The organism is Pseudooceanicola atlanticus (assembly GCF_000768315.1).
GTDB lineage: Bacteria > Pseudomonadota > Alphaproteobacteria > Rhodobacterales > Rhodobacteraceae > Pseudooceanicola > Pseudooceanicola atlanticus.
In genome coordinates this window covers 84,403-110,927 of the sequence record NZ_AQQX01000011.1, presented here as the reverse complement: position 1 = coordinate 110,927, position 26,525 = coordinate 84,403, and the positions used below count along the sequence as shown (strand labels likewise).

At 64.5% G+C, this 26,525-nt stretch carries 27 protein-coding genes and 1 tRNA gene; 9 read left to right on the top strand and 19 right to left on the bottom strand.

Features of this window, described 5'->3' with window-relative positions; genetic code table 11:
- Positions 1-179: 179 nt before the first annotated feature.
- The 10 genes from phoB to ATO9_RS18425 form a co-directional block, all read right to left on the bottom strand.
- Entirely contained in the window at positions 180-866 is a 687-nt protein-coding gene (gene phoB / locus ATO9_RS18470; RefSeq protein WP_043752907.1) for a phosphate regulon transcriptional regulator PhoB, read from the bottom strand.
- 15 nt (positions 867-881) lie between these two features.
- Positions 882-1,604, bottom strand: a complete 723-nt coding sequence (phoU, locus tag ATO9_RS18465) for a phosphate signaling complex protein PhoU (protein ID WP_043752905.1) — start codon at positions 1,602-1,604, stop codon at positions 882-884.
- Between the two features lie 37 nt (positions 1,605-1,641).
- Positions 1,642-2,439: a phosphate ABC transporter ATP-binding protein PstB gene (gene pstB, locus ATO9_RS18460; RefSeq protein WP_043752902.1), complete on the bottom strand. Its 798-nt coding sequence runs from the start codon at positions 2,437-2,439 to the stop codon at positions 1,642-1,644.
- A gap of 15 nt (positions 2,440-2,454) precedes the next feature.
- Positions 2,455-3,786, bottom strand: a complete 1,332-nt coding sequence (gene pstA / locus ATO9_RS18455) for a phosphate ABC transporter permease PstA (RefSeq protein WP_043752900.1) — start codon at positions 3,784-3,786, stop codon at positions 2,455-2,457.
- A complete protein-coding gene (pstC, locus tag ATO9_RS18450; RefSeq protein ID WP_043752897.1) occupies positions 3,783-5,255 on the bottom strand; it encodes a phosphate ABC transporter permease subunit PstC in 1,473 nt (490 codons plus the stop codon). The genes pstA and pstC overlap by 4 nt, the downstream gene beginning before the upstream one ends.
- A gap of 82 nt (positions 5,256-5,337) precedes the next feature.
- Entirely contained in the window at positions 5,338-6,378 is a 1,041-nt protein-coding gene (locus tag ATO9_RS18445; RefSeq protein WP_043752894.1) for a substrate-binding domain-containing protein, read from the bottom strand.
- A 247-nt stretch (positions 6,379-6,625) separates the two neighbouring features.
- The gene (locus tag ATO9_RS18440) at positions 6,626-7,666 is read right to left on the bottom strand and encodes an ATP-binding protein (RefSeq protein WP_043752890.1); all 1,041 of its coding nucleotides are present in this window, start codon (positions 7,664-7,666) and stop codon (positions 6,626-6,628) included.
- A 19-nt stretch (positions 7,667-7,685) separates the two neighbouring features.
- Positions 7,686-8,213: a gamma carbonic anhydrase family protein gene (locus ATO9_RS18435; protein ID WP_043752887.1), complete on the bottom strand. Its 528-nt coding sequence runs from the start codon at positions 8,211-8,213 to the stop codon at positions 7,686-7,688.
- Entirely contained in the window at positions 8,210-8,869 is a 660-nt protein-coding gene (gene gmk / locus ATO9_RS18430) for a guanylate kinase (RefSeq protein ID WP_043752884.1), read from the bottom strand. The genes ATO9_RS18435 and gmk overlap by 4 nt, the downstream gene beginning before the upstream one ends.
- Positions 8,870-9,239: 370 nt before the next feature.
- Positions 9,240-10,118, bottom strand: coding sequence for a YicC/YloC family endoribonuclease (locus ATO9_RS18425; protein WP_238318805.1), 879 nt, complete (start codon positions 10,116-10,118; stop codon positions 9,240-9,242).
- Between the two features lie 270 nt (positions 10,119-10,388).
- Here ATO9_RS18425 and ATO9_RS18420 point away from each other — a divergent pair, with 270 nt between their 5' ends.
- A complete protein-coding gene (locus ATO9_RS18420) occupies positions 10,389-11,129 on the top strand; it encodes a PAS domain-containing protein (RefSeq protein ID WP_043752878.1) in 741 nt (246 codons plus the stop codon).
- 84 nt (positions 11,130-11,213) lie between these two features.
- Here ATO9_RS18420 and ATO9_RS18415 read toward each other — a convergent pair whose 3' ends face one another.
- Positions 11,214-12,581 carry a class II 3-deoxy-7-phosphoheptulonate synthase gene (locus ATO9_RS18415; protein ID WP_043752875.1) on the bottom strand — a complete coding sequence of 456 codons (1,368 nt, stop codon included), beginning with the start codon at positions 12,579-12,581 and terminating at the stop codon, positions 11,214-11,216.
- 155 nt (positions 12,582-12,736) lie between these two features.
- On the opposite strand from ATO9_RS18415, the gene ATO9_RS18410 reads away from it, so the two are divergent.
- Complete coding sequence (locus ATO9_RS18410) at positions 12,737-13,738, top strand: GlxA family transcriptional regulator (RefSeq protein ID WP_052418456.1); 1,002 nt, start codon at positions 12,737-12,739, stop codon at positions 13,736-13,738.
- 98 nt (positions 13,739-13,836) lie between these two features.
- Here the strand turns inward: ATO9_RS18410 and ATO9_RS18405 are convergent, their stop codons facing one another.
- On the bottom strand, positions 13,837-14,943 hold the full coding sequence (locus ATO9_RS18405) for a PA0069 family radical SAM protein (protein WP_156127910.1): 1,107 nt from the start codon (positions 14,941-14,943) through the stop codon (positions 13,837-13,839).
- A 222-nt stretch (positions 14,944-15,165) separates the two neighbouring features.
- Here ATO9_RS18405 and ATO9_RS18400 point away from each other — a divergent pair, with 222 nt between their 5' ends.
- Genes ATO9_RS18400 through ATO9_RS18390 form a run of 3 tightly spaced genes read left to right on the top strand, consistent with a single transcriptional unit; the run spans position 15,166 to position 17,045 of the window.
- On the top strand, positions 15,166-15,870 hold the full coding sequence (locus tag ATO9_RS18400; RefSeq protein ID WP_043752869.1) for a corrinoid protein: 705 nt from the start codon (positions 15,166-15,168) through the stop codon (positions 15,868-15,870).
- A gap of 39 nt (positions 15,871-15,909) precedes the next feature.
- Positions 15,910-16,542, top strand: coding sequence for a DUF1638 domain-containing protein (locus tag ATO9_RS18395; RefSeq protein ID WP_043752865.1), 633 nt, complete (start codon positions 15,910-15,912; stop codon positions 16,540-16,542).
- Complete coding sequence (locus ATO9_RS18390; protein ID WP_043752862.1) at positions 16,539-17,045, top strand: hypothetical protein; 507 nt, start codon at positions 16,539-16,541, stop codon at positions 17,043-17,045. The genes ATO9_RS18395 and ATO9_RS18390 overlap by 4 nt, the downstream gene beginning before the upstream one ends.
- A gap of 46 nt (positions 17,046-17,091) precedes the next feature.
- Here the strand turns inward: ATO9_RS18390 and ATO9_RS18385 are convergent, their stop codons facing one another.
- A complete protein-coding gene (locus ATO9_RS18385; RefSeq protein WP_043752858.1) occupies positions 17,092-17,502 on the bottom strand; it encodes a SufE family protein in 411 nt (136 codons plus the stop codon).
- A 122-nt stretch (positions 17,503-17,624) separates the two neighbouring features.
- Here ATO9_RS18385 and ATO9_RS18380 point away from each other — a divergent pair, with 122 nt between their 5' ends.
- Positions 17,625-18,119, top strand: a complete 495-nt coding sequence (locus tag ATO9_RS18380; protein WP_043752854.1) for a hypothetical protein — start codon at positions 17,625-17,627, stop codon at positions 18,117-18,119.
- A gap of 12 nt (positions 18,120-18,131) precedes the next feature.
- Here ATO9_RS18380 and rnd read toward each other — a convergent pair whose 3' ends face one another.
- The 5 genes from rnd to ATO9_RS18355 all read right to left on the bottom strand — a co-directional run bounded on the left by rnd (position 18,132) and on the right by ATO9_RS18355 (position 22,305).
- Entirely contained in the window at positions 18,132-19,289 is a 1,158-nt protein-coding gene (gene rnd, locus ATO9_RS18375) for a ribonuclease D (RefSeq protein WP_043752851.1), read from the bottom strand.
- A gap of 83 nt (positions 19,290-19,372) precedes the next feature.
- Positions 19,373-19,969, bottom strand: a complete 597-nt coding sequence (gene purN, locus ATO9_RS18370) for a phosphoribosylglycinamide formyltransferase (RefSeq protein WP_043752848.1) — start codon at positions 19,967-19,969, stop codon at positions 19,373-19,375.
- Positions 19,966-21,012, bottom strand: a complete 1,047-nt coding sequence (purM, locus tag ATO9_RS18365) for a phosphoribosylformylglycinamidine cyclo-ligase (RefSeq protein WP_043752956.1) — start codon at positions 21,010-21,012, stop codon at positions 19,966-19,968. The genes purN and purM overlap by 4 nt, the downstream gene beginning before the upstream one ends.
- Positions 21,013-21,110: 98 nt before the next feature.
- The gene (locus tag ATO9_RS18360; protein ID WP_052418455.1) at positions 21,111-21,956 is read right to left on the bottom strand and encodes an MBL fold metallo-hydrolase; all 846 of its coding nucleotides are present in this window, start codon (positions 21,954-21,956) and stop codon (positions 21,111-21,113) included.
- A gap of 91 nt (positions 21,957-22,047) precedes the next feature.
- Positions 22,048-22,305 carry a hypothetical protein gene (locus ATO9_RS18355; protein WP_156127909.1) on the bottom strand — a complete coding sequence of 86 codons (258 nt, stop codon included), beginning with the start codon at positions 22,303-22,305 and terminating at the stop codon, positions 22,048-22,050.
- Positions 22,306-22,533: 228 nt separating this feature from the next.
- Here ATO9_RS18355 and ATO9_RS18350 point away from each other — a divergent pair.
- The 3 genes from ATO9_RS18350 to ATO9_RS18340 all read left to right on the top strand — a co-directional run bounded on the left by ATO9_RS18350 (position 22,534) and on the right by ATO9_RS18340 (position 25,223).
- Positions 22,534-22,609, top strand: a tRNA-Ile gene (locus ATO9_RS18350).
- A 29-nt stretch (positions 22,610-22,638) separates the two neighbouring features.
- A complete protein-coding gene (locus ATO9_RS18345) occupies positions 22,639-23,649 on the top strand; it encodes a ligase-associated DNA damage response exonuclease (RefSeq protein ID WP_043752841.1) in 1,011 nt (336 codons plus the stop codon).
- Entirely contained in the window at positions 23,646-25,223 is a 1,578-nt protein-coding gene (locus ATO9_RS18340; protein WP_043752839.1) for a cisplatin damage response ATP-dependent DNA ligase, read from the top strand. The genes ATO9_RS18345 and ATO9_RS18340 overlap by 4 nt, the downstream gene beginning before the upstream one ends.
- Here the strand turns inward: ATO9_RS18340 and ATO9_RS18335 are convergent.
- Positions 25,220-26,506 (bottom strand): ATP-binding protein, encoded by a 1,287-nt coding sequence (locus ATO9_RS18335; RefSeq protein WP_043752836.1) that lies wholly within the window; start codon positions 26,504-26,506, stop codon positions 25,220-25,222. The two genes, ATO9_RS18340 and ATO9_RS18335, sit on opposite strands and share 4 nt — an antisense overlap.
- Positions 26,507-26,525 lie beyond the last annotated feature (19 nt).

The window sequence follows — 26,525 nt, the reverse complement described above, 5'->3', positions numbered from 1 at the left end:
GATGATGAAACTGAGATAGAGGAAACTGTCGCAACGACCCTTGAGCCATCATGTGCAGAGCTGCCCCACCGGTCGAAAAACCCGGAATCCGGGCATCGGTACTGCGTCGGTATCACGTCGGTATTGCGTCGGTGCGCCGGGCCGTTGCGTGGCCCGGCCCGCAACACCCGTGCAAAACCTCAGCCGAGCGCGTAGCCCGCGCCGCGGACCGTGCGCAGCGGGTCGTTGCCGCCGTACTGGCACAGCGCCTTGCGGAGCCGTCCGATATGCACGTCGACGGTCCGGGTATCGACATAGATGTCGCGGCCCCAGACGCGATCGAGAAGCTGTTCGCGCGACCAGACGCGGCCCGGTTTTTCCATGAAGGTCGTGAGCAGCCGGAATTCGGTCGGACCCAGCTTCAGCACGTTGCCTTCGCGCGTCACTCGGTGGGTTTCGCTGTCGAGGATGATGTCCTCGTATTCCAGGCGCTCGCCGACGGTGGCGGGCCGCGTGCGGCGCAGCTGGGCGCGGACACGGGCCATCAGCTCGATCACGGAATAGGGTTTGACGACGTAATCGTCGGCCCCGGTTTCCAGCCCCCTCACCCGGTCGACCTCTTCCGATCGGGCCGAGAGCATGATGATCGGCACGCCACGGGTTTCGGCGCGCATCTTGAGCTGACGGCAGACCTCGATCCCGGAAACATTCGGCAACATCCAGTCGAGCACGATGATATCGGGTGCGGCTTCGTTGACGAGCATCAGGGCTTCTTCGCCGTTTTCAGCGCGGGAGACCTGGAATCCCTCGGCTTCCAGGTTGTAGGCCAGAACCTCGCGCTGAGCAGGTTCGTCTTCGACCACCAGGACGGTGGGTTGATCAGGCATTTCTCTTCATTCCGCTTAGGACGCCTGAGGAGACAGCGACGTGTCGGTCGATGTCTTGTCCTGCTTGGTCCGGTCTTCTTCCGGCGTGTCGCCGGTGACGAGGTAGATCACCTGTTCGGCGATGGACGTCACGTGGTCGCCCATCCGTTCGGTGTTCTTGGCCATGAAATGCAGATGCATGCAGGCCGTGATGTTGCGCGGGTCTTCCATCATGAAGGTCAGGAATTCGCGGAACAGCGCATTGTACATCTGGTCGACATCCGCGTCGCGGTGGATGACGTCCTGCGCCTTGGTCACGTCGCGCTGGATGTAGCTGTCGAGCGCGTCCTTGAGCATCTCGTTCACCTCGCGCGCCATGCGGCGCAGCGCGGCCTGGGAGCCGTTGATCGGGCTCATGTTGGCGAGGATCGAGGTGCGCTTGGCCATGTTCTTGGCGTAGTCGCCGATGCGTTCGAGGTTGGCGGAGATCTTCATCACCGTCAGGACGAGGCGCAGGTCTCCCGCCGTGGGCGCGCGCAGGGCAATCAGGCGGGCGGCGTCCTCGTTGATCATCTCTTCGAGTTCGTCGATGGCCTTGTCCCCTACCCTGACCTTCTCGGCCAGTTCCTCGTCGCGGGTCTCGAGCGACTGCGCGGCGTCGAGGATCGCGGCCTCGACGAGGCCACCCATCTTCATGATCTTGGCCTGGATGCCTTCGAGGTCGCGGTCGAAGGCCGAGGCGATATGCTGGTCAGTCATTATGTCCTCCGTGGGCGGTGTGCCCCTGGGAATGGGCTTAGCCGATACGGCCGGTGATGTAGCTTTCGGTGCGCTTGTCGACCGGGTTGGTGAAGATCTGGCCGGTCTCGCCGTATTCCACGAGGTTGCCCAGGTGGAAGAAGGCGGTCTTCTGGCTGACCCGTGCGGCCTGCTGCATGGAGTGGGTCACGATGACCACGCTGTAATTCTCGCGCAGTTCGTCGATCAGTTCCTCGACCTGGCCGGTGGCGATCGGGTCGAGCGCCGAACAGGGTTCGTCCATCAGCAGCACTTCGGGTTCGGTGGCCACGGCGCGGGCGATGCACAGACGCTGCTGCTGACCACCGGACAGGCCGGTGCCGGGCGCATGAAGTCGATCCTTAACTTCATCCCATATCGCCCCGCGGCGCAAGGATTTTTCCACGATCTCGTCGAGGTCGGCCTTGTTCTTGGCCAGGCCGTGGATCCGGGGGCCGTAGGCGATGTTGTCGTAGATCGACTTGGGGAACGGGTTGGGTTTCTGGAACACCATCCCGACCTTGGCGCGCAGCTGCACCGGGTCGACCTTGGCGTCGTAGATGTCTTCGCCGTCCAGCAGGATGTCGCCCTCGACACGGCAGATGTCGATGGTGTCGTTCATCCGGTTGAGGCAGCGCAGGAAGGTGGACTTGCCGCAGCCCGAAGGGCCGATGAAGGCGGTCACGGTCTTGTCTTCGATCTGGACGTCCACGTCCTTGATGGCGTGGGTGTCACCGTAGAAGACCTGCACCTTGTGTGCGGCGATCTTGGTCGTATTCTGGGTCACTTTCTGCTCCGATGCGGGTGCGTCGTACATGGGTCTAACTCCTTCTTACCACCGGCGCTCGAAGCGTCGACGCAGAATGATTGCGATGATGTTCATGGTCATGAGGAACAGCAGCAGGATGATGATGCCGCCCCAGGCCTTTTCGTAGAAGGCCACATCGGCGCGGGCCGCCCATGTGTAGATTTGTGCGGGCATGGCCGAGTTCGGATCGACAAAGCCGGCGGCGATGCCATCGGGATAGCCGCGGGCGACGAAGCCGACCATGCCGATCAGCAGCAGCGGCGCGGTTTCGCCGAGCGCCTGGGCCAGGCCGATGATGGTGCCGGTCAGGATGCCGGGCATGGCCAGCGGCAGCACGTGGTGGAAGACCGCCTGCATCTTGGAGGCCCCGACCCCGAGCGCCGCATCACGGATCGACGGCGGCACCGCCTTGAGCGAGGCACGGGTCGAGATGATGATCGTCGGCAGGGTCATCAGCGTCAGCACCAGGCCACCGACCAGCGGCGCGGATTGCGGCAGGTGCATGAACTGGATGAAGACGGCAAGGCCGAGGATACCGAAGACGATCGACGGCACGGCGGCGAGGTTCGAGATATTCACCTCGATCAGGTCGGTCCAGCGGTTCTTGGGCGCGAATTCCTCGAGGTAGATGGAGGCCGCGACCCCGATGGGCAGCGCCAGGAAGAGCACCACCAGCATCATGAAGAAGGAGCCCACCACGGAGGCGCCGATGCCGGCCCCGCCGGGGTTGTCCACGCCCGAGTCGGCGCCGGTGATGAAGTTCCAGTTGAAGGCCTGGCGGATGATCCCGGCCTCGGCCAGGGCGTCCACGAGGTCGAGGTCGCTGAGCTGGAGGAAGCGGCTTTCCTGCAGCCCCTCGCGGGTCACGCGGCCCTTGTAATAGCCGTCCACGCGGGAGGACGACGACAGCTCGAAGCTGACCGGCTGGCCCAGTTGATCGGGGTTGGCCTGGTAGAATTCGCGGATATTGCCGCCGACCTTGCCCATGATCCGTTCGATCGCGGCGGCGTCGAACTCGACCTGCATGCCGCTTTCGGTCAGCTGGTCCTGCAGCTGGGCGATGAACAGCTGCTCGTAGGCCTTGGTCTTGAAGAGCTGGCTTTCCGCCTCTTCGTACTGGGCCTGGGTCACGGTGAATTCCACGTCCGCCACCGTGGTGGTGTAGGCGGGCAGACCCGAGCGCAGGATCGAGAACAGCAGCACGATCAGGAAGAAGAGCGCGACGGCGATGGCGGTGATGCCGTAGGCCTTGAAGCGGGCCTCGCTGGCATTGCGGCGGCGGGTGCGGTCGTCGAGCGTCAGCAGGGACGATTTGCGAGGGGTCGCCGCGCCGGGGTTGGTGGCTGCGTCGGTCATTCGTACTGCTCCCGGTATTTGCGCACGATGAAGAGCGCGAAGATGTTGAGCCCGAGCGTGATGACGAAGAGCGTCATCCCCAGGGCGAAGGCAACGAGCGCCTCGGGCGAGGCGAAATCGGCGTCGCCGGTCAGCTGCGACACGATCTTGGCGGTGACGGTGGTCATCGCTTCGAACGGGTTGAGCGACAGCCGGGCCGCGGCCCCTGCCCCCAGCACCACGATCATCGTCTCGCCGATGGCGCGGGACGCGGCCAGCAGGACGGCGCCGACGATGCCCGGCAGCGCGGCCGGCATGACCACCTGCTTGATCGTTTCGGACTTGGTCGCACCCAGGCCATAGGACCCGTCGCGCATGGATTGCGGCACGGCGTTGATGATGTCATCGGACAGCGAGCTGACGAAGGGGATCAGCATGATGCCCATGACGAGGCCCGCGGTCATCACGGCGGTGCCCGCCTGCATGATGCCCAGCCCTTCGTCGCCGAAGACCTTCAGCAGCATCGGCCCCACCGTCAGCAGCGCGAACAGGCCGTAGACGATAGTGGGGATGCCGGCCAGCACCTCGAGCATCGGCTTGGCGACCGACCGCACGCGGGAGCTGGCATATTCCGACAGGTAGATCGCGGCGAAGAGCCCGATCGGCACCGCAACGGCCAGCGCCACGATGGAGATGTAGAGCGTGCCCCAGAGCAGCGGCAGCACGCCGAGGTCGGACGACCCGCCGCGACCCGAGAAGCTGGGCGCCCAGTTCAGGCCGAAGAAGAAATCGGCCGCCGGGTAGAGGCGGAAGAACTCGATCGTGTTGAAGACCAGCGACAACACGATGCCCAGCGTCGTCAGGATCGCGATGGACGCGGCCCCGATCAGCAGCATCCGCACGCTGAATTCGACGGTGTTGCGGGCGCGGAAATCCTTTTGCGACTCGCGCAGGCCCCAGGCCGCGCCGAGCAGCGCCAGAAGGATCACCGCGATGGACATGTACAGCTGCAGGCTGGAGGACAGGACCCGGTATTCCTGCGCGGCGCGCATGATCGGCTGGGTCACTTCGGAGGTGACGATCTGGCCCGCATCCTTCAGACGCTGGGTGACATCGGCCATGTCCGCGCGGGCGCTGGTGGCGAATTCCTCGGTCATGAGGCCCTGGTTGACCGCGTTGCTCAGACCTTCGGCGGTGCGGCGCACTTCGGACATGACCAGTCCGCGCGAGGAGTTGTCGGGGATCGCCGTTTCCGACAGCATCCCGGAGACGTGGGTGTTGATGTAGACCGGCTGGACCAGCAACCAGATCACCATCAGCACCAGCGCCGGAACGACGGCTTTGATCGCGACATTGGAGCCGTAGTAGGACGGCAGCGAATGCAGGTGGCGGGCGTCGCCCCCCGCGGAGGCCATGGCGCGCTGCCTGCCCAATATGTATCCGACCGCCCCTAGCGCGAGCACGATCAGAACAAGCCACAAAATCGGCATTGTTCCTGTCCTTCGTTTCGAGAAATTACCAAAAAGGAAAAGGAGGCGGCTGAATATGCCGCCTCCTTCCGGTCAGGCTGAATTACATGCCCGAGCCCATGGTCTCTTCGTTGGACACGGCCGCCTGGGTGTCGGCCAGTTCCGGATCGGCCACCAGGCCGTAGTTGGACAGCGGGCCGCCGGGGCCTGCGATTTCGTCAGCGACGAAGAACTGGGCGTAGTCCTTCAGGCCGGGGATCACGCCGATATGTGCTTTCTTGACGTAGAAGAACAGCGGGCGCGACACCGGGTATTCGCCGGACGCGATGGTTTCGGTGGACGGGGAGATGCCGCCCATGGTCGCCACTTTCAGCTTGTCGGTGTTGTTCTCGTAGAACGCCAGGCCGAACACGCCGATGCCGTTGGTGTTGGCGTCGATACGGGCCAGGGTTTCGGTGTAGTCGCCGTCGATGTCGACCGACTTGCCGTCCTGACGCACGTCGAGGCAGGCGTCTTCGGCGTCGTCTTCGGACATGCCTGCGGACATCATGGCTTCCATCGCGCCGGTGGCTTCGCAGCCTTCCAGCAGGACCTTGTCTTCGAAGACTTCACGGGTGCCGTGCTTGGTGCCCGGGATGAACATCGCGATTTCGGCATCCGGCAGGTCGCCGTTGAACTCGGACCAGCTGTTGTAGGGGTTGTCGACGATTTCGCCGTCAACCAGCACCTTGGCGCCGATGGCATTGAAGATGTCGGAGGGCTGGAACGCGGTGAAGGCCGGGCCGGATTGCTGGGATGCAAAGACGATCCCGTCATAGCCGATGCGGACTTCGATGATGTCGGTCACGCCGTTTTCGGCACAGGCCTTGATCTCTTTTTCGCGGATCGCGCGGGAGGCGTTCGCCACGTCGATGGTGTTTTCGCCGACGCCTTCGCAGAAGCGCTTCAGGCCAGCGGAGGAGCCGCCGGATTCGACGACCGGGGTCGGGTAGTCGGTGTTTTCGCCGAACAGCTCGGCCACGATGGAGGCGTAGGGCAGAACGGTGGAGGACCCGGCGACCTGAACGTTGTCACGGGCGGCAGCGGCGGTTGCGGAAACGGCAGCGATCGCCACGGCAGAGGCGGTCAGTTTCATCACGGACATGGATTGCTCCTGGATTTGTGTGCTGGCCACCATCCCCGGTGACCTCACTGTGCCTCCTATTGGGGCGCTGCTATGCTTTTGTGAACGTTTTGTAACGGTTTCATGACAGTGGCCTTTGACGTGTCGTCAGCCTGGTCGCGATTTCCGGCAGGGCGCCAGGGTGACGGGCGACGCAAAGGATTGCCGTCGCGCAATTGCGCACGGCCTTTTAGGGATTTTTCCTAATATTTCCAGAGCTATGCAGGCGTTACTGCATCGGCAGGCTGATCACGAAACACGACCCCTGCCCCGGTTCGGACAGGATGCGCAATCTTCCGCGGTGCCGTGTAACAATATGCTTAACGATGGCCAGGCCCAGCCCGGTCCCGCCCATTTCCCGCGATCTGTGACTGTCGACGCGGTAGAAGCGTTCGGTGAGTCGCGGAATGTGAACGAGGTCGATCCCCGGCCCCTGGTCGTGGAAGGCGATCTCGACCCCCGGGCCGCGCAGGGCGGCGACATCTTCGGAGGTCGTGACCTCGACCCGGACCTGCTTGCCCTTGCCGCCATATTTGATCGCGTTCTCGGCCAGGTTGGTCATGACCTGGCGCAGCTGATCCTCGTCGCCCAGCACGCGGACGTCTTCGGTGGGTCCGGTCTGCACCAGCGACACATCCGATTCCGCGGCGACCGGTTCCAGCGCCCGCAGTACCGATCCGAGAATCGCCGCCACGTCGACCCGGTCGGTCGGGCGCACCCGTTCCTCGGCCTCGACCCGGCTGAGCGACAGCAGATCGCGCACCAGCCGTTCCATGCGATGCGCCTCGCGCTCCATGATGCCGAGGAACCGGTCCTGGGCGGCTTCGTCCCGCCGGGCCGGGCCGCGCAGGGTTTCGATGAAGCCGATCAGCGCGGTCAGCGGCGTGCGCAATTCATGGCTGACATTGGCGACGAAATCCCGCCGCATCTGCCCCACCTGTTCGAGCGAGGTGACATCCTCGAAACAGAGCAGCACACCCTCCCCCGCGCCGGTGTCGATATGAGAGGCCGTGACCTCATAGGTCAGATCGCGCCCGGCCTCGCTGGTCAGGTGGCGGGTACGGCGGACCTGGTGGTCGCGCAGGCATCCCTCGACCGCGTCCAGCACGGCCGGATGGCGGATCGCGGTGATGAAATGGCGCCCGATGATGGCATGGCCCAGCATGGTGCGGGCACCGCTATTGGCAGCCAGGATGCGTTCGCCCCGCCCGATCAGCACCGCGGGCAGCGGTATGGCCTGCAGAAGCTGGCTCAGGAAGGCTTCGGTCATCGGTGGGGTCCTCGGACGGTCAGAGCGGTTTCAGACCGTCCCGAAAGCGGCGCATGTTGTTCTGGTAGCTCAGGGCAGAGGCGGCGAGGCGCTGTTCCCATTCCGGCCCCAGCTCCTTGACCACCTTGCCGGGGCTGCCCAGCACCATGGAATTGTCGGGGATCACCTTGCCTTCGGTGACCAGCGCACCGGCGCCGATCAGGCAATTCTTGCCGATGACGGCGTTGTTGAGGATCGTGGCCCCCATGCCGATCAGCGAATTGTCCCCGATCGTGCAGCCATGCAGCATCGCTTTGTGACCGATCGTGCAATTCTCGCCCACGGTCAGCGGACAGCCCATATCGGTGTGCATCACCGTGTTTTCCTGCACGTTGGAGCCCCGCCCGATCACGATGGGTTCGTTGTCGCCCCGCAGGGTTGAGCCGAACCAGACCGAGGCGCCGCTTTCCAGCACGACCTTGCCGATGACATTGGCGTCGGGGGCGACCCAGAAGTCGCCATCCTCGGGGGTTTCTGGCGCGTGGCCGTCAAGCGCGTACAGGGTCATTGGCTCTCCTCGAATTCCGAATGAAGTTTCAGGACGTGGTCGGTCAGGCGTGGCTGCTGGGTGCGCCGCAGGCGGGACGCGGTGAGGATCGCGCGCAGCTTTTGCTCGGTCGCGTCCAGATCGTCGTTGATCAGGACGAAATCATAGGCATCCCAATGGCTTATCTCGTCCCAGCTTTTCTGCATGCGCTTGGCGATGACCTCTGCGCTGTCCTGGGCGCGTTCGTTCAACCGGCGATGCAATTCGGTGATCGAGGGCGGCAGCAGGAAGATCGACAAGGTGTGCTGACCCAGCGATGAATTGCGGATCTGCTGCGCCCCCTGCCAGTCGATGTCGAACAGAACGTCCTGCCCGGCATCGATCGCCTCCTGCACGGCGGCCTTGGGGGAGCCGTAGAAATTGCCGAACACATGGGCATGTTCCAGCATGCCCGATTGCGCGACCTGGGACTTGAATTCCTCTTCCGACAGGAAGTGATAATCGCGGCCATCGACCTCTCCGGGACGCGGCGCGCGGGTGGTGGCGGATACCGAGAAGCTGATGCTGGGATCCCATTCCCGCAGCCGCTTGGCCAGGGTCGACTTCCCCGCGCCCGAAGGCGAGGACAGGATGATCAGCAATCCGCGGCGGTTGGTCTGGGTCTGTGTCTGGGCCATGGCCCCCTCCGATCCGCGGGCGTCGCGTTACTGTGTCACTTGACCGGGAATTTGCAGGTTTTTGGCCGCAGGGCAAGCCGATGGGCGACGGGGTGCCTTGCGCGGAATATAGCTAAGTCACTGTATCAGTTGGGTATCAACAAAAATGTCGGGTTTGGGAAAGCATTCTGCCGTGTCAGAGGGGCGCTGCCCCTCGGCCTGCGGCCTCACCCCGGAGTATTTCTGGCAAGATGAAGCGGGGGCGTAGCACCCCTATTCATCTGGCCGACAAATATCCCGGGATTCTCAAGGGCAGCGCCCTTGAGCGCCCTTGCGGCGTGAGCAAAATCAAATCCTGTGCGCCGCAGGCGCGCCTATGGGTCGGGTGGGGTTATTCCAGGTTCTGGACCTGTTCGCGCATCTGTTCGATCACCGCCTTCAGCTCCAGCCCGATGGCTGTCAGGCCCTTGTGCTGGGATTTGGAACAGAGGGTGTTCGCCTCACGGTTGAATTCCTGGGACAGGAAATCGAGCTTGCGACCGGCCGGGCCGTCATCCTGCAACAGCGCGCGGCCGGCGGCGACATGGGCGGTGAGGCGGTCAAGCTCTTCGGTGACGTCGGCCTTCACGGCGATCAGGGCAAGCTCCTGGGCGAGGCGCTGTTCGTCGGCCTGGATCTCGGCCTCCTTCACGCGGGCCAGCGCGGCGTGAAGCGCGGCCTGCATGTCGGCGCGGCGGGTGTCGAGCAGTTCGGTCGCCTCGCCCACCAGCGCCTCGATCCGGTCGAGATGGCCCATGAGCAGATCACAGAGCGCCCTGCCCTCGCCGGCGCGCATGGCCAGGAAGCTGTCCAGCACAGGCGCGAAATCGGCCAGCAGCGTGGCAGTCAGCGCCTCCACGTCGTCCTCTTCCACAGCGGTTTCGAGCACGCCCCGCATGGCCAGGATGTCGGTCGGAGTCGAGGGCGCGAGCGAGACGCCACGCTGCATCGCCGTATCCTCGACCGCCGTCAGGGCGTTCATCACCTGGTCCAGCACATGGGTGTTCAGGGCCAGCCCGCCATGGCTGTCCTCGCGGGTGATCCGCAGGCCGAGGGTGACATTGCCGCGGGCGACGGCCTCGGTCAGGCGCGACTTCAGCTGCGACTCGAGCCCGGTCAGCCAGTCGGGCACGCGGATCCGGATATCGAGCCCCTTGGCATTGACGGAGCGGAGGTCCCAGCTCCAGCTATGGGGCCCCTTGCTACCCTGGCCCGCGGCGAATCCGGTCATGGAGTGATGCATCTGCCTGCCTCTTTTTGGTCATGAATCCCGGGGATTCTGGTTACCACATTCTTTCACGCGGACCGGGGCCAGGCAACGCGCCCATTGGAAACAGCCTTGTTCTCTTGAGCGTTAACCATTTCCTGAAAATTCGCAGCGAATGGGGCGAGAATGTGGCATATTCATACTTGAGTAACCGACATGCATTAGAGCGTTAAAGTCTGCGGGGGCAGGACGGGCGCGCCTGGTGCGAAAGATAGCCCATACAGGACCCTCATCATGCCCACGGACCCTCATTCGGACCAGAAGGTCGTCACAATGTCCCAATTCGCCTCTGCCAACCGGTATCAGCCTCTGCGCGAGGTCGACGCCTATTGGGAAGCCCTCCGCGCCGGGCGGCTGGTGCCCCGGCGGTCGGATATCGACCCGAGGGGCATCGAACGAGCGCTGGAATATGCCTTCATCCTGGAACGGATCGCCCCCACCCTGGCGCGGCTGCGGATCGCCGGGTCGCATCTGACCGACCTGATGGGGATGGAGGTGCGGGGCATGCCGTTGTCGGCGCTGTTCGCATCCAGTTCCCGCAACGCCATCGGGGATGCGCTGGAAGAGGCGTTTTCCGGCCCGTCCAAGGTCGAGTTGGTGCTGCGTGCCGAACGCAGCCTCGGCAAGCCCGAGATGGAGGCACGGATGATCCTGTTGCCGCTGAAGAGCGACCTGGGCGATATCAGCCGCGTGCTGGGCTGCCTGTGCACTTATGGCGCCATCGGACGGGCGCCGCGGCGCTTCGAATTGCTGAACCAGGAGGTCACCCCGCTGCTGGGCGATGCCCGGATCCGCGAAGGGATCGAGACCGCGCCGGATGACGAGGAAGACGACGACATGCCGGAGGTCGAGGCGCCCACGAAACGCAAGGGCAAGCCGCGCCGGACCCGGCTGGGTCTGTCGGAGGACCAGACCCGTTTCGAACCCGGCCCGAAGCCTTACCTGCGGCTGGTGCGCACCGATACCGAGGAGTGATCGGGGGCCTTCCCCGCCTTCACCCGGGACACAAAAAAGGCGCCGTAACCTACGGCGCCTTTTGTGTTTTCCGTCAGTCGGGCGTCAGCCGTTGGCGACCAGCCGGCTTTCACGCAGCTGGGTCAGCTCCTCGGCGACGAGGAAGGCCAGTTCCAGCGATTGCGACGCGTTCAGGCGCGGGTCGCAGGCGGTGTGGTAGCGGTCCTTGAGGTCTTCGTAGGTCACCTCTTTCACGCCGCCGACGCATTCGGTCACATCGAGGCCGGTCATCTCGAAATGCACGCCGCCGGGGATCGTGCCCTCGGCCCGGTGCACCCCGAAGAACTCCTGCACTTCGCGCAGGACCGCGTCGAAGGGACGGGTCTTGTAGCCGGAATTCGACTTGACCGTGTTGCCGTGCATCGGGTCGCAGACCCAGACCACATTGGCCCCTTCGGAGCGCACGGTGTCGATCAGGCGCGGCAGGTTTTCCGCAACCTTGCCGGCCCCGAACCGCGCGATCAGGGTCAGGCGGCCCATCTCGTTCTGGGGGTTCAGCTTGGCCATCAGGACCTTGAGATCCTCGGCGGTCATCGAGGGGCCGCATTTCAGGCCGATCGGGTTCTGGACGCCGGAGGCGAATTCCACATGGGCACCGTCGGGCTGACGCGTCCGGTCGCCGATCCAGATCATGTGGCCCGACCCCGCCAGCCAGCGGCCGGTGGTGGAATCGACACGGCAGAGCGCCTCTTCGTATTCCAGCAGCAGGGCCTCGTGCGAGGTGTAGAAATCCACCTGACGCAGGGTGTGCTGACGCTCGGCGTTCACACCGGCGGCGCGGATGAAGTCCAGCGTGTCGGTGATCCGGTTGGCCATGTCGCGGAAGCGTTCGGCCTCGTCCGACTCGGTGAAGCCGAGGGTCCAGCGGTGCACCTCGTTCACATCGGCATAACCGCCGGTGGAGAAGGCGCGCAGCAGGTTCAGCGTGGCCGCGGCCTGGGTGTACGCTTGCAGCATCTTGGCGGGATCGGGGATCCGCGCCTCGGGCGTGAAGTCCAGATCGTTGATGATGTCACCGCGGTAGGAGGGCAGTTCCACCCCATCCATGGTTTCGGTGTCGGAGGACCGCGGCTTGGCGAACTGGCCGGCCATGCGGCCGACCTTGACCACCGGCACCTTGGCGCCGAAGGTCAGCACCATGGCCATCTGCAGCATCACCTTGAATGTGTCGCGGATGCCGTCGGCCGAGAACTGGTCGAAGGCTTCGGCGCAATCGCCGCCCTGGAGCAGGAACGCCTCGCCACGCCCGGCCTGGCCGAGCGCCTCTTTCAGGCGGCGGGCCTCACCGGCAAAGACCAGCGGCGGATACTTGGACAGCTTCGACTCGACGGCCTCAAGGGCTGCCTGATCGGGATAATCGGGCATCTGGATCCGCGGTTTGCTGCGCCAGCTGCTTTTGCTCCATCCGGTCATCTTTGGCTCCTCCGCCAGGATTCAATGTGCGCGGGGTTATAGACAAGGCTGGCGGTGAGCGCTACCGCCAATTGCCCGGTTGCGGCAACAGTGTTTCACGCAGCGGGTCATAAACGACACTTGCGGTCGCTCAAACACCGTGACAACGTCTTTCAATTCTCGGAACCAGGAGCTCGGGGGCCATCACATTGACCGACAAAGCGTCGCATTTTGTGTTTGTCCTGTTGGACAATTTCTCTCTGTTGTCATTCGCATCGGCCGTCGAGTGCCTGCGCATCGCCAACCGCATGTCCGCGCGGACCATTTTCACATGGGAGCTGCAAAGCGAGGGCGGCGGCATGGTGAGTTGCTCCGCCGGCACGACCTTTGCCACGGATGCGCCCCTGGGAGAGCTGCGGCGCGAGGATACGATCCTGATCTGTGGCGGGCTGGACATCCAGAGCGCCACGACGAAACCCCTGCTGAACTGGCTGCGACGCGAGGCACGGCGCGGGCTGGCGATCGGCGGGCTGTGCACCGCATCCTACACGATGGCACGCGCGGGCCTGCTGGACGGCAAGCGCGCCACCATCCACTGGGAGAACCAGGACAGTTTCTCGGAAGCCTTCGAGGACGTGAACCTGACCAAGTCGGTCTTCACCCTGGATAACGGGCGGATGACCACGGCCGGCGGCACGGCATCCATCGACCTGATGTTGAAACTGATCGCCGACAAGCAGGGCGAGGACCTGGCCAATTCGGTCGCCGACCAGCTGATCTATTCCTCGATCCGGACGGACCAGGACACGCAGAGGTTGTCGGTGCCGACCCGGATCGGCGTGCGCCATCCCAAGCTGAGCCTCGTGATCCAGATGATGGAGCAGAATATCGAGGAACCGATTTCGCCCGCCATCCTGGCCCGCGATGTCGGCATGTCGACCCGCCAGCTGGAGCGGCTGTTCCGCCGCTATCTGAACCGCTCGCCCAAGCGCTATTACATGGAGCTGCGGTTGCAGAAGGCGCGCAACCTGCTGATGCAGACCGATATGAGCGTCATCAATGTGGCGCTGGCCTGCGGGTTCTCTTCGCCCTCGCATTTTTCGAAATGCTACCGGACGCAGTACAACACCACCCCCTATCGCGAACGCGGATCCCAATCCACGCGCCTGCCGATCTGACCCGCAAGGAAGGCTGTCGGTCGTCCGATGCCGGCGGCTTGGTTGTGCCTGCGGTTTTTTTCGGTGCGCTATAGGCTGACAGGTTCACGGTGAAAATGTCAGAAAAGGGAAAGCTGATCGCCCTTTCGAATGGGATAAGCGAACAAATCGGTTCGTAATGGGATGCTTTGCGTTTCGAACCCCAGCCGTCGGGCGGCATGGTCGAAGCGGGCACCGATCATCTTGGCATAGACGCCCTCTCCGCGCATGCGGCGGCCCCACTGCGCATCGTAAAGCTGCCCGCCATGCATTTCCCTGAGCCGGTTCAGCACCTTGTCGGCCCGGTCGGGGACGTGGGTGCGCAGCCATTCCTCGACCAACGGCGCGACTTCCAGCGGCAGGCGCAGCATGATCCAGGACGCGGCGCGGGCCCCGGCCTCACGCCCCGCCTCGAGCAGCGCCTCGACCTCGGTATCGGTGAGACCGGGCACGATGGGCGAGGTCATGATGCGCACGGGGATGCCGGCCTCTGACAGGGCGCGGATCACCTGGAGCCGCTTGGCCGGGCCGGGCACCCGCGGCTCCATCCTACGGGACAGCGCCGGATCGAGCGTGGTGACGGAGATACCGACGGAACAGAGCCCCTGCCCGGCCATGTCAGACAGGATGTCGAGATCGCGGAGGATGCCCGCCCCCTTGGTCACGATCGCCACGGGATGGCGATAATCGCGCAGCACCTCGAGACAGGCGCGGGTGATCCCGCGATCATGTTCGACCGGCTGATACGGGTCGGTATTGGTGCCGATGGCAATCGGCGCGACGCGGTACTTGCGGGCCCGCAATTCCTTTTCAAGCACCTCGGCCCCGTTGATCCGGGCCGTCAGCCGGGTTTCGAAGTCGAGCCCCGGCGAGAGGCCCAGATAGGCATGGGTCGGCCGGGCAAAGCAGTAGATGCAGCCATGTTCGCAGCCGCGATAGGGATTGATCGACCGGTCGAAGGGCAGATCGGGGGACTTGTTGTAGGTGATGAAGCTGCGCGCGACCTCCTCCCGGACCTCGGTGCGGATCTGGGGCAGGTCCTCTTCCATGTCCCAGCCGTCGGATTCGGTCAGCCGGTCCTGCGCCTCGAACCGGCCGGAGCGGTTGGACACGGCCCCGCGCCCGCGCCGCTGCTGCGGGTCGATCTGCTGATCGGGTCGGGAATCGCGAAGGTCGGGCCTGGACATGGGCGCAAACATGGAACGAAACAGGAACGTTCGCAAGATGCCGCAATATTCACCGGAGGGCTTCCCCATGATCTAGATGAATATTTTTCTTATTCGTCCCTTAGTGAATATTCGCTAAGGTCGGAACATCACCCTGTCATGTCGCAAAAGGCGAAGTGCCCCTGCGACAAAAAGGACAAGGCTGAAGACGAACAGGCATTCCGCCAATACCCGAGGTAGCCAATGTCGGACGACGAAGACGATATCATCCTTTCCGAACTCAACGACGAGGAGCTGGTCGAACAGATGTTCGACGATCTCTATGACGGTCTGAAAGAAGAGATCGAGGAAGGTGTGAACATCCTGCTTGAACGCGGATGGCAACCCTATGACATCCTGACCAAGGCACTGGTTGGCGGCATGACGATCGTAGGCAACGATTTCCGTGACGGTATCCTCTTCGTGCCCGAGGTTCTTCTGGCGGCGAACGCCATGAAGGGCGGGATGGCCATCCTGAAGCCGCTGCTGATCGAAACCGACGCGCCCCGCATGGGCAAGATGGTGATCGGCACCGTGAAGGGCGACATCCACGATATCGGCAAGAACCTGGTTTCCATGATGATGGAAGGCGCCGGATTCGAGGTGATCGACCTGGGCATCAACAACGCGGTCGAGGCCTACCTGGAAGCCATGGAATCGGAAAAGCCCGATATCCTGGGCATGTCCGCCCTGCTGACCACGACCATGCCCTACATGAAGGTCGTGATCGACACGATGAAGGAACAGGGCATCCGCGACGATTACATCGTTCTGGTCGGCGGCGCGCCGCTGAACGAGGAATTCGGCAAGGCCATCGGCGCAGACGCCTATTGCCGCGACGCGGCCGTTGCGGTGGAAACCGCCAAGCAGATGGTCGCGCGCAAGCATAACCAAGGCGTGGCGAGCTAAGGCTCCCATGCCGGGCCCAGTGCCCGAAAGGACCAAGTCATGCATGCTCCGAGTGATGCGGAGTTGACGGAACACGGGATGGCGGCCACGGGAACGGGCCGCCTTCTTGTTCTGGCCTGTGGGGCCCTGGCGCGGGAAATCCTCGCGCTGATCCGGGTCAATGGCTGGGACCACGTGGACCTGCATTGCCTCCCCGCCATCCTGCACAATTACCCCAACAAGATCACCGGCGCGGTGCGAGAGGCGGTGATCGAGCGGCGCGATGGCTATGAAAAGGTCTTTGTCGCCTATGCGGATTGCGGCACCGGCGGCGATCTGGAAAAGGCCTGTGCGGAGCTTGGCGTCGAAATGATCCGCGGCCCACATTGCTATGCCTTCTTCGAAGGGCTGGACGTGTTCACCGGGCGGGACGAGATCTATTCCTTTTACCTGACGGATTTCCTGGCCCGCCAATTTGACACGTTCATCTGGCGCGGGCTGAAGATCGACCGCCACCCGGAGCTGTTGCCGATGTATTTCGGCCATTACCGCACGCTGGTTTACTTGGCACAGACCGATGACCCCGCGCTGACGGAAAAGGCGCAAGCGGCGGCGGAGAAGTTAGGGCTGCGTTTCGAACGGCGGTTCACCGGCTACGGGGAGTTGGCCAGCGCGCTGGAGGCGGCGGTTTGATCCCTTCATTGACCGAGGATTGCGGCCAGTGCGCCGCGCTGTGCTGTCTGGCGCTGGCCTTTGACAAGGGCGAGGATTTCGCCATCGACAAACCCGCCGGCACGCCCTGCCCGCATCTGGCGCAGCATGCGTGCAGCATCCATGCGCGGCTGGAGGATGAGGGCTTTCCCGGCTGTATCCGCTATTCCTGCACCGGTGCCGGGCAGCGTGTCGTGCAGGAGATTTTCGACGGCCAGAGCTGGCAGGACGACCCGGCGCTGACCCGTCCGATGATCGACGTGTTCCGCGGCATGCGCGAGGTGCAGGAGCGCCTGGCCCAGCTGAGCGCGGCGCGGGCCTTGTCGCTGGATGAAGCGGACCGGGCGGAGTGTGACCGGCTGATCACAGGCCTGTTGCCCGATCACATCGACCGCGCGGCGGTGGAAAATTTCCCCGGCTCGGCGCAGCAGGACGAGATCGACCGCTTCGTGAAATCGCTACGGCGCTACGTCTTCAAGGGCTAGGACCGCTTCGCGCGGGGTCTGAGCCGTGGCACGTAAGCGATTGGGATCAGGCGGCTTCCGCCGCGACCTCGCGGATGCGACCGATCATGGCGCGCACTCCGTTCGATCGCTGCGCCGACAGGTGATCCTGCAGGCCAAGCCGCGCCAGTTCGCCCTGTGCATCGACGCTGGTGACCTGGCCCACGGGCAGGTCATTGTAGAGCGCGCGCAACACCGCGATCAGCCCACGCACGATCATCGCGTCGCTTTCGCCGTCGAAGCGGAAGGTGCCATTGTCGATCTTGGGAAACAGCCAGACCTGGCTGGCGCAGCCATCGACCTTGTTGGCCGGCACCTTGAGCGCGTCCTCGAGCGGGTCCATCGCCTTGCCAAGCTCGATCACGTGGCGATAGCGGTCTTCCCAGTCTTCCAGAAACTCGAAATCCTCGACGATCTCTTCGAATGCCGGTTGCGCCATGATGCTCTCCTGGTGTCGTGGCGGTGAGGTAAGCCGGGCGGGCGGGCTTGTCCAGTCGCCGGAACCGCTTTTCAAGCGCCCGCCAATGCGTTACCCCATGGAGGCCCAAGAAAGGTCAGAACATGCGCAAGACGATCCCGCTTCTTCTGATGACTGCGCTGGTGGTGGCCAGCTGCGGTCGTGTTGCCGATAGCCGGTTCAATCCGCTCAACTGGTTCGGTCGCGCCGAATCCCGTGCGGTGAGCGCTGGTGAGGCGAACCCGCTACTGCCGCGCCGGGCCCTGACCCTGCGCCCGGCCGAGCTGGACAATCGCACGCCCGTTGCCCAGATCACCGGACTGAACGTGGAACGCCTGCCCGGCGGTGCCATCGTGCGCGTCACGGCCGTGTCGGCCCGCCAGGGCGCCCATAATGTCGGTCTGAAGCCGGTTCTGGACGAAACGGTGCCTGCGGATGCACTGCGCTTCCTGCTGGTGGCGGATCAGCCGGGATATCCCGTGGGGTCCGAACCGACGCGCCGGATCAATGCCGGGGTCAAGCTGACGGATCAGGACATGGCCGGGATCCGCCGGATCGAGGTTCAGGGCGCACAGAACATTCTGACCGTGCGCCGCTGACCTGACAGCGTTTCAAAGTTCGACGATATCGACCTTGCCGTTGCGTGCGGCGAGGCCGACCTCACCATTGCACAGCCGCATCGCCGCTTCGCCGAAGACATCGCGCCGCCAGCCCTGGAGCGCGGGCACGTCGCGTTTGCCTGCGGACATCGCGTCGAGGTCCGAGGTCGCGGCGATCAGGCGGGGCGCGACCCCTGCCCCGTCGGCCTTGGCCTTGAGCAGAACGCGCAGCAGATCGGCGAGCGCCGGATCGACCTGGAGCTTGTCGCGTTCCTTGTCAGGCTTGGGCAGGTCATCGGCAGAGGCCTCCATCCCGCGTTTGACCGCGGCGAGGATACCGTCGGCGATCTCGCCCTTGCGGGCCTCGCGCAGCAGCAGGCGGGACCGGCTGAGATCCTTCATGCTTTGCGGTTTGGTCGAGGCCAGTTCGACCAGCGCATCATCCTTGTAGACCCGGTTGCGGGGGACGTTATTGCGCTGCGCGTAGGCTTCGCGGAATTCGGCCAGTTCCTTGACCAGCCCCAGGAACCGCGCGGAGGAGGTACGGGTGCGCACGCGCTGCCAAGCTTCTTCGGGGCGGGAGATATAGGTTTCCGGCGAGGTGAGCGTCTGAAGTTCTTCCTCGACCCAGGCGGCGCGTTTCTGCTTTTTCAGCTTGTCGGCCAGGAATTCGTAGATCTTGCGCAGGTGGGTGACATCGGCCACCGCGTATTTCTTCTGCGCATCGGTCAGCGGACGGCGCGACCAGTCGGTGAAGCGCGAGGATTTGTCGAGCTGTTCCTTGGCGATGCGTTTCACCAGCGTTTCATAGCCGACCTGTTCGCCGAAACCGCAGACCATCGCGGCGACCTGCGTGTCGAATAGCGGTTCGGGAATGACCCCGGCATCGACATAGAAGATCTCGAGATCCTGGCGCGCCGCGTGGAACACCTTGACCACGGAGCGGTCGCGGAAAAGCTCGTAAAGCGGTTCGAGATCAAGACCGTCGGCCAGCGGATCCACGAGAACCGCGTTCTCGTCGGTCTCGCCGGGCATGGCGAGCTGGATCAGGCAAAGCTGGGAGTAATAGGTCCGTTCCCTCAGGAACTCTGTATCGACAGTGACATAGTCGAACTGGGCGGCTTCCGTGCAGAACTCGGCGAGTTCTTCGGTCGTGGTGAGTGTTCGCATAAGGCCCTTGGCATGGTGAATACGAGGTCGGGTCATCCGACGGTCTAGCCCGTATATGCCATTCCGGGGGCCTTGGGAACCTGTTAAGGCGCGAGGTCCAATCGCGTCCGGTCACCGGCGGCAAAGCGGCGCAGCGCCTGGGGGTAGAGGCGGTGTTCCTGGGTCAGAACCCGGGCGGCCAGCGCATCGGGCGTGTCCTCGGGCAGGATCGGCACGCGCGCCTGGCCAAGGATCGGTCCGTCATCCAGTTCGGCGGTGACCTCGTGCACGGTGCAGCCGGCCTCCGTATCGCCGGCCTCGATCGCGCGAGCATGGGTGTGCAGCCCGCGATACTTGGGCAGCAGCGAGGGGTGGATATTGAGCATCCGCCCCGCGTAATGGCCGGTGAAGGTCTCCGTCAGGATGCGCATGAACCCGGCGAGGCAGACGATATCGGGCGCGGTGGCGTCGATCACGCGGATCAACTCGGCCTCGAATGCAGACCGGTCGCCCTTGAAGGGGCGGTGATCGACGATTGCCGTGGGCACGCCCATCTCGGCCGCCTTGCGGATCCCGCCCGCATCGGCCTGGTTCGACAGGACAAGAACGGGGCGCGCGGGATGGTCGCCCTGCATGCTCTCCACCAGCTTGACCATGTTGGAACCGCCGCCGGAAATCAGGATCGCGACGCCTTTGGTCAAAGAAGGTGGCCCTTGTAGGACACGCCGCGGCCCGCGGCGACGCGGCCCAGCTGGCACACGGTTTCGCCGGCTTCGGTCAGGGTTGCGGTCAGCGCCTCGGCCTGATCGGCGGCCACGACCACAACCATGCCGATCCCGGCATTGAAGGTCTTGAGCAGTTCGGCCTCGGCCATGCCGCCTTGCTGGGCGAGCCAGGCAAAGACCGGCGGCAGGCGCCAGGCATTCAGGTCGACTTCGACCCCCAGCCCGTCGGGCAGGACCCGGGGCAGGTTTTCGGTCAGGCCACCGCCGGTGATATGCGCGAGGCCATGCACGCCACCGGCGCGGATCGCGGCAAGCGCGGGCTGAACGTAAAGCCGGGTCGGCGCCAGCAGTGCCTCGCCCACGGTGCCATCCTGCCAGGGGCACATGTCGGACCATTTCAGACCGGACGTCTCGACGATGCGGCGGACCAGCGAATAGCCGTTGGAATGCACCCCGTCCGAGGCGAGGCCCAGCAGCACGTCGCCATCGCTGACACCGGCGGGCAGGTCGGCGCCGCGTTCCATCGCGCCCACGGCAAAGCCCGCGAGGTCGAAGTCGCCGTCATGGTACATGCCGGGCATCTCCGCGGTCTCGCCCCCGATCAGCGCACAGCCCGACCCTTCGCAGCCCTTGGCGATGCCTTCGATGATGCTGGTCGCCTGGTCGAGCTCCAGCTTGCCGGTGGCGAAATAGTCGAGGAAGAACAGCGGCTCCGCCCCCTGGCAGACCAGGTCGTTGACGCACATGGCGACAAGATCGATGCCGATCGTGTACACGTGGCCCGTGTCGATGGCGATCCGCAGCTTGGTGCCCACGCCGTCGGTGGCGGCGACGAGGATCGGATCCTCGTAGCCCGCGCCCTTGAGGTCGAACAGAGCGCCGAAGCCGCCCAGCCCGGCCATCGTGCCCGAGCGCGCAGTGCGCTTGGCCGCCGGTTTGATCCGTTCGACCAGTTCGTTGCCGGCGTCGATATCGACCCCTGCATCGGCATAGGTGATCCCGTTTTTCTTGTCGCTCATCTGGCCCTCCGGATGGTTGCGCCTGCGATAGAACAGAGCGGAGGGCATGTCCATGGCCAGAGGCCCGGATGCGTCAGTTGATGCGCCTGGTCAGGCGCTCAGATCGCGGTCAGGCGATAGCCGATGGGCGCCTTTTCCACCCGCCACGGGCCGGGACGCGGTACATGGGGGCCGGTGATCGGCGTGCCGTCCTGCGCAATTTTGGCAAAGAGCGCCTGACGCGTGGCGCGGGCCTGGTCCGGGTCGATGTCGAACAGCACGCCCCAATCGGGTTCGGCCACCTGGAAGGTCGCGGAATGGATGATGTCGCCCCAGATCAGCAGGCTGTCGCCGCCATCGTCGATCCGGATGCCGCAATGGCCGGGCGTGTGACCGGGCAGCGGCACCATGGTGAGGCCGGGGGCGATCTCCGTTTCGCCGGTGATCTCGCGGCGTTGCTGGGCATAGGGCAGGCAGGCGCGGCGCGTCACATCGATGGAGGCCTGTTCGCGCCCCCCCGGTTTCTTGCTGGCATAGAAGGCGTCATCGAAGAAATGATCCCAATCCCCTGCCCCTGAGACCAGCTGCGCATTGGGAAAGCGCATGGTGCCGTCGGGTTCGACCATCTGGCCTACGTGATCCACATGCAGATGGGTCATGGCCAGTCGGGTGACGCGGGTCGGGTCGATGCCCGCCTGCTCCATTGCCGCGACGAATTTGCCGGTCGTGTCGGAATAGCCATCGGGTGCGCCGGCATCGACGATGGTGATCTCGTCCCCGTCCTGGATGGCGAAGCCCTGGATCGGGATTTCCACAGTCTGGCCGTCATATTCGTGGCCGGCCTGATCGGCGGCGGCGCGGGCGCGGTCCATGTCGAAATTCGGGAACAGCGTGTTCGGCGCCCGCCCGTAGCCATCGACCAGCCACGTCACCGTGAACCGGCCCACCTTGTGCGAATGCGTCATCGACCCCTCCCCGGGTTTGTTAACCGTCGGGTCAGGATAGGACGGAACGGGAAAGGACGCCAGAGCGGCGCCCTTTCCAAACTCTATGGGATCAGAAATCCTTGACGAATTGGGGTTCGCCCTTGTCGTCATCCGCCGAGCCCTTGGTCGAGGCCAGGCCGCCACCGCTGGTGCCACTGCCCAGCTGGGTGCCGATGATCAGCAGCAGCATCCCCAGAACGACGACGCTGGCGGCGACGCCGGCATTGTTGGTGCCGCAATTGGTGTAACAAGCCCTGGCCGGGGCCGGTGTGACCGCAAGAGAGCCGGCAACGCCGACGGCGCAGAGGAATGTGGTAAATTTCTTCATTTTCATACCCTTTGTTGTCCTTACCAGTTTTCAGGCGTTAACCCGCCCTTGATTGGCCCCTGCACGAACAAGCGGTGTCAGGTTACCCAGTTGATCCAGTTTGCCCAAAGCTTTTATTTCGGTCGCACTTCCCTTGCGTCAATTTTGATGGCCGATCAGCCACACCCGCTTCGGCAAAGCCCGTGATGCTTGACGCTATTTGGCGCTTTGCCTAATCAGGGATCAGGCGGGCCTGTAGCTCAACGGTTAGAGCAGAGCGCTCATAACGCTTTGGTTGCGGGTTCAAATCCTGCCGGGCCTACCAAACCTCCGCCAATCGCCTAACTTCCCTGCATGCGTTTCGAAGATGTGCTGCATCCGACGCCCCAGGGGCTGTATTCTCCGCCGGGGGATTTCTGGATCGACCCGGTCGTTCCGGTGCCCCGCGCATTGATCACCCATGGCCATGCGGATCATGCGCGGGCCGGGCACGGCGCGGTTCTGGCGACGCGGCAGACGCTGGACATCATGGCGCTGCGCTATGGCGAGGGTTTCACCGACACGCGGCAGGAGGCCGGGGCAGAGCCCGTCGATATCGGCGGCGTCACGGTGCGGTTCGTGCCTGCCGGTCACGTCCTGGGATCGGCGCAGATCGTGCTGGATCACGGCGGCAAGCGGTTCGTCGTGTCGGGCGATTATTGCCGCCATCCGAACCCCGCCTGCGCCCCGTTTGAGCCCGTCCCCTGCGACGTGTTCGTGACCGAGGCGACCTTTGCCCTGCCGGTCTTCAAGCACCCCGATCCGGCCGAGGAAATCGCCCGGTTGATGCAGTCGCTCGCGGCCTTTCCCGACCGGGCGCACCTGGTCGGAGCGTATGCGCTGGGCAAGGCGCAACGGGTCATCGCCCTGATCCGGGAGGCCGGCTGGGACAAGCCGATCTATATCCATGGCGCGTTGCAGAAATTGTGCGATTACCACGCCGACCAGGGTATCGCACTTGGTGAGCTGCGCGCCGCAACCAGCGACAAGACCGACAAAAAAGCCTATGCCGGGCAGATTGTGATCGCGCCGCCCTCGGCCTTCAACGCGCCCTGGGCGCGGCGCTTTCCCGACCCGCTGATCGGCTTTGCCTCGGGCTGGATGCAGATCCGGAACCGGGCCAAGGCGCGGGGGGTGGAGCTACCGCTGATCCTGTCGGACCATGTCGACTGGCCCGACCTGACCCGCACCATCGAAGAGCTGGATCCGGAGGAAACCTGGATCACCCATGGGCGCGAAGATGCGCTGATGCGGTGGTGCGAGATGACGGGCCGCAAGGGGCGTCCGCTGCGACTGGTGGGCTACGAGGACGAGGTGCCGGAATGATCGCCTTTGCCGACCTGCTGGAGCGTCTGGCCTTTACCCCGGCGCGGAACGGAAAGCTGCGGCTGCTGGTCGATTTCTTCGGCGCGCGCAGTGACCCGGAACGGGGCTATGCGCTGGCCGCCCTGACGGGCGATCTTGAGCTTCGGTCCGTAACCCCGTCGCTGCTGCGGGGGCTGGTGGCGGAGCGGGCGGACGAGACGCTGTTCGCGCTGTCCTATGATTTTGTCGGGGACCTCGCAGAAACGATCGCCCTGATCTGGCCGGAACCCGACGACCCGGTTTCGCCGCCCCTGCCCGACCTGGTCGAGGAATTGCAGACGACCGGCAAGGCCGCCCTGCCCGGGGTGATCGCCGCACGGCTGGACCAGATGGTCCAGTCTGAACGCTATGCCTACCTCAAGCTGGCCACCGGCGGGATGCGGGTCGGGGTGTCGGCGCGGCTGGCGCGGTCGGCGCTGGCGCAATACGGCGATCTGCAGGTGACCGAGATCGAGGAGCTGTGGCACGGCCTCGAGCCGCCCTATACCGTGCTGTTCGCCTGGGCAGAGGGCGGTGAGAAGCCGGTGAATGCCGCCCGCGCCCCGTTCCGCCCCGTGATGCTGTCGACGCCCATCGACCTGGATGACCTGCGCGCCCTGCCCCCCGACGACTACGCGGCCGAGTGGAAATGGGACGGGATTCGCGTGCAGGCCGTGTCGGACCAGGGTGAAAGGCGGCTCTATTCCCGGACCGGAGAGGATATCTCGCGCGCCTTTCCCGACCTGATCGACGCCATGGCGTTCGAAGGCGCGTTGGACGGAGAGCTGCTGGTCAAGCGCGGCGATCGCGTCGCGCCCTTCGGCGATCTGCAGAAGCGCCTGAACCGAAAGACCGCGCCGAAAAGCCTGCTAGCCTCTCATCCCGCATTCTTGCGGATATATGATATCATGGTCGAGGATGGACAGGATTTGCGAGAGCTTCCTTTCACAAAACGGCATGATCGGTTGTCGGCGATGGTTTCGGCGCTGGATCCGCTACGGTTCGACCTGTCGCCGCGACTGGACTTCGCCACATGGGACGACTTGGCCGCCCTGCGCGCCGATCCGCCCGACCAGGTGATCGAGGGCGTCATGATCAAGCGGCGCGACAGCCCCTACCTGGCAGGCCGGATCCGGGGCCATTGGTACAAGTGGAAACGCGATCCCATGCGCATAGACGCGGTGCTGATGAATGCGCAGCGCGGGCATGGCAAACGGTCGGGCTATTACTCGGATTTCGGCTTTGGCGTCTGGGATGGCGATACGCTGGTGCCGGTGGGCAAGGCCTATTTCGGCTTTACCGACGAGGAGTTGGTCGAGCTGGACCGTTTCGTGCGCCAGAACACGACCGACCGCTTCGGGCCGGTCCGCGCGGTCAAACCCGACCTGGTGCTGGAGATCGCGTTCGAGGGGCTGAACCGTTCCAAGCGGCACAAATCCGGGGTTGCCATGCGCTTTCCCCGCATCGCCCGGATCCGACGGGACAAGCCCGCCGCCGAGGCGGACCGGATCGAAACCCTGCGGGAGATGCTGCCGGATCCGGTCGATCCGGCCTAGCGCGCGATCACGATATCGGCCTGCAGACCACCCAGGCGATCCGACACGCCAAGGCGCAGCACGCCGCCATGGGCGCGGGCGATATCCGTGGCGATGGCCAGCCCCAACCCCACGCCCGAACCCTTGTTCTGGTTGCGCGCAGGTTCCAGCCGGGCAAAGGGGCGCATCGCCTCCTCCCGCCTGTCCGGAGGGATGCCGGGGCCGTCATCCTCCACCCGGATCCGCAGGGACTTGTCCGTCAGGTGCACCGAGACCTCGGCCCGCGTGCCATAGCGCTGCGCATTGGACAGCAGGTTTTCCACCGCCCGCCGCATGGCCATGGGGCGCAGGCGGATCTCGCCTTCGCCCTCGGCCTCGGCCAGGGTCACGGCCCCGCCCATCCGGTCGGCATCGGCCACGATATGCGAGACAAGCGCGATCGGATCGGTCTTTTCCACCTGTTCGGACGCCGCACCACGGGCGAAGGCGAGGAATTCCTCGATCAGCATCTGCATCTCTTCGACATCGCGTTCCAGCGGTTCGCGCTCTTCGTCGTCGAGCATCGACAGGCCCAGTTTCAGCCGGGTCAGCGGCGTGCGCAGGTCGTGACTGACCCCCGAGAGCATCAGCGTGCGCTGTTCGATCTGCCGTTCGATCCGCGCCCGCATCGCCAGGAAGGCGGCACCGGCGGCCCGCACCTCGACCGCGCCGGCGGGTTTGTAGGGCATGGTCTGGCCCTTGCCGAACGCCTCTGCCGCCTTGGCAAGCCGGGTGATGGGGCGCAGCTGGTTGCGCAAGTAGATGAAGGCGACGATGGTCATCAGCCCGCCGAAAAAGACCATGTTGACCAGCAATTGATGCGGGTTCGAGGCCGACACCTGGCTGCGCGGGAAGGTCAGGCGCATCGGCCCCTCGTCACTGTCGAGATAGGCGCGCACGATGTAGTCGTCGGGCATTTCGACCGCCAGCAATTGCGGCAGGCGCTCTTTCAAGGTGCGAATGACCGACACGCCCGACAGGTCGTACCAGCGCCGCAGATCCCGCGGTGGCACGCTTTCCGCGGGCGCGACCGTGATGTCGAGCGCATTGGCCAGCGCGTCCCGCTGATCGGGCGGGATTTCCGCGACCAGAGCCAGTTCGGAGCTGATCGCGCCGGTCATCTGGGTGGTCACGCCCTCGAAATGGCGCTGAATGAAGACGACGGACACGACCAGCTGCACCACCACCACGGGCAGCACGAGGATCAGCGCGGCCCGGCCATACAGGCCGCGCGGCACATATCGTTTGAGCCAGGCAAAGGTCATGGTCTAGGTTGCACCCGTT

Excerpts from the sequence above, each read along its gene's own strand:
- phoB (WP_043752907.1), bottom strand. The coding sequence starts at position 866 with ATGCCTGATCAACCCACCGTCCTGGTGGTCGAAGACGAACCTGCTCAG.
- phoU (WP_043752905.1), bottom strand. The coding sequence starts at position 1,604 with ATGACTGACCAGCATATCGCCTCGGCCTTCGACCGCGACCTCGAAGGC.
- pstB (WP_043752902.1), bottom strand. The coding sequence starts at position 2,439 with ATGTACGACGCACCCGCATCGGAGCAGAAAGTGACCCAGAATACGACC.
- pstA (WP_043752900.1), bottom strand. The coding sequence starts at position 3,786 with ATGACCGACGCAGCCACCAACCCCGGCGCGGCGACCCCTCGCAAATCG.
- pstC (WP_043752897.1), bottom strand. The coding sequence starts at position 5,255 with ATGCCGATTTTGTGGCTTGTTCTGATCGTGCTCGCGCTAGGGGCGGTC.
- ATO9_RS18445 (WP_043752894.1), bottom strand. The coding sequence starts at position 6,378 with ATGTCCGTGATGAAACTGACCGCCTCTGCCGTGGCGATCGCTGCCGTT.
- ATO9_RS18440 (WP_043752890.1), bottom strand. The coding sequence starts at position 7,666 with ATGACCGAAGCCTTCCTGAGCCAGCTTCTGCAGGCCATACCGCTGCCC.
- ATO9_RS18435 (WP_043752887.1), bottom strand. The coding sequence starts at position 8,213 with ATGACCCTGTACGCGCTTGACGGCCACGCGCCAGAAACCCCCGAGGAT.
- gmk (WP_043752884.1), bottom strand. The coding sequence starts at position 8,869 with ATGGCCCAGACACAGACCCAGACCAACCGCCGCGGATTGCTGATCATC.
- ATO9_RS18425 (WP_238318805.1), bottom strand. The coding sequence starts at position 10,118 with ATGACCGGATTCGCCGCGGGCCAGGGTAGCAAGGGGCCCCATAGCTGG.
- ATO9_RS18420 (WP_043752878.1), top strand. The coding sequence starts at position 10,389 with ATGCCCACGGACCCTCATTCGGACCAGAAGGTCGTCACAATGTCCCAA.
- ATO9_RS18415 (WP_043752875.1), bottom strand. The coding sequence starts at position 12,581 with ATGACCGGATGGAGCAAAAGCAGCTGGCGCAGCAAACCGCGGATCCAG.
- ATO9_RS18405 (WP_156127910.1), bottom strand. The coding sequence starts at position 14,943 with ATGTCCAGGCCCGACCTTCGCGATTCCCGACCCGATCAGCAGATCGAC.
- ATO9_RS18400 (WP_043752869.1), top strand. The coding sequence starts at position 15,166 with ATGTCGGACGACGAAGACGATATCATCCTTTCCGAACTCAACGACGAG.
- ATO9_RS18395 (WP_043752865.1), top strand. The coding sequence starts at position 15,910 with ATGCATGCTCCGAGTGATGCGGAGTTGACGGAACACGGGATGGCGGCC.
- ATO9_RS18385 (WP_043752858.1), bottom strand. The coding sequence starts at position 17,502 with ATGGCGCAACCGGCATTCGAAGAGATCGTCGAGGATTTCGAGTTTCTG.
- ATO9_RS18380 (WP_043752854.1), top strand. The coding sequence starts at position 17,625 with ATGCGCAAGACGATCCCGCTTCTTCTGATGACTGCGCTGGTGGTGGCC.
- rnd (WP_043752851.1), bottom strand. The coding sequence starts at position 19,289 with ATGCGAACACTCACCACGACCGAAGAACTCGCCGAGTTCTGCACGGAA.
- purM (WP_043752956.1), bottom strand. The coding sequence starts at position 21,012 with ATGAGCGACAAGAAAAACGGGATCACCTATGCCGATGCAGGGGTCGAT.
- ATO9_RS18360 (WP_052418455.1), bottom strand. The coding sequence starts at position 21,956 with ATGACGCATTCGCACAAGGTGGGCCGGTTCACGGTGACGTGGCTGGTC.
- ATO9_RS18355 (WP_156127909.1), bottom strand. The coding sequence starts at position 22,305 with ATGAAGAAATTTACCACATTCCTCTGCGCCGTCGGCGTTGCCGGCTCT.
- ATO9_RS18345 (WP_043752841.1), top strand. The coding sequence starts at position 22,639 with ATGCGTTTCGAAGATGTGCTGCATCCGACGCCCCAGGGGCTGTATTCT.
- ATO9_RS18340 (WP_043752839.1), top strand. The coding sequence starts at position 23,646 with ATGATCGCCTTTGCCGACCTGCTGGAGCGTCTGGCCTTTACCCCGGCG.
- ATO9_RS18335 (WP_043752836.1), bottom strand. The coding sequence starts at position 26,506 with ATGACCTTTGCCTGGCTCAAACGATATGTGCCGCGCGGCCTGTATGGC.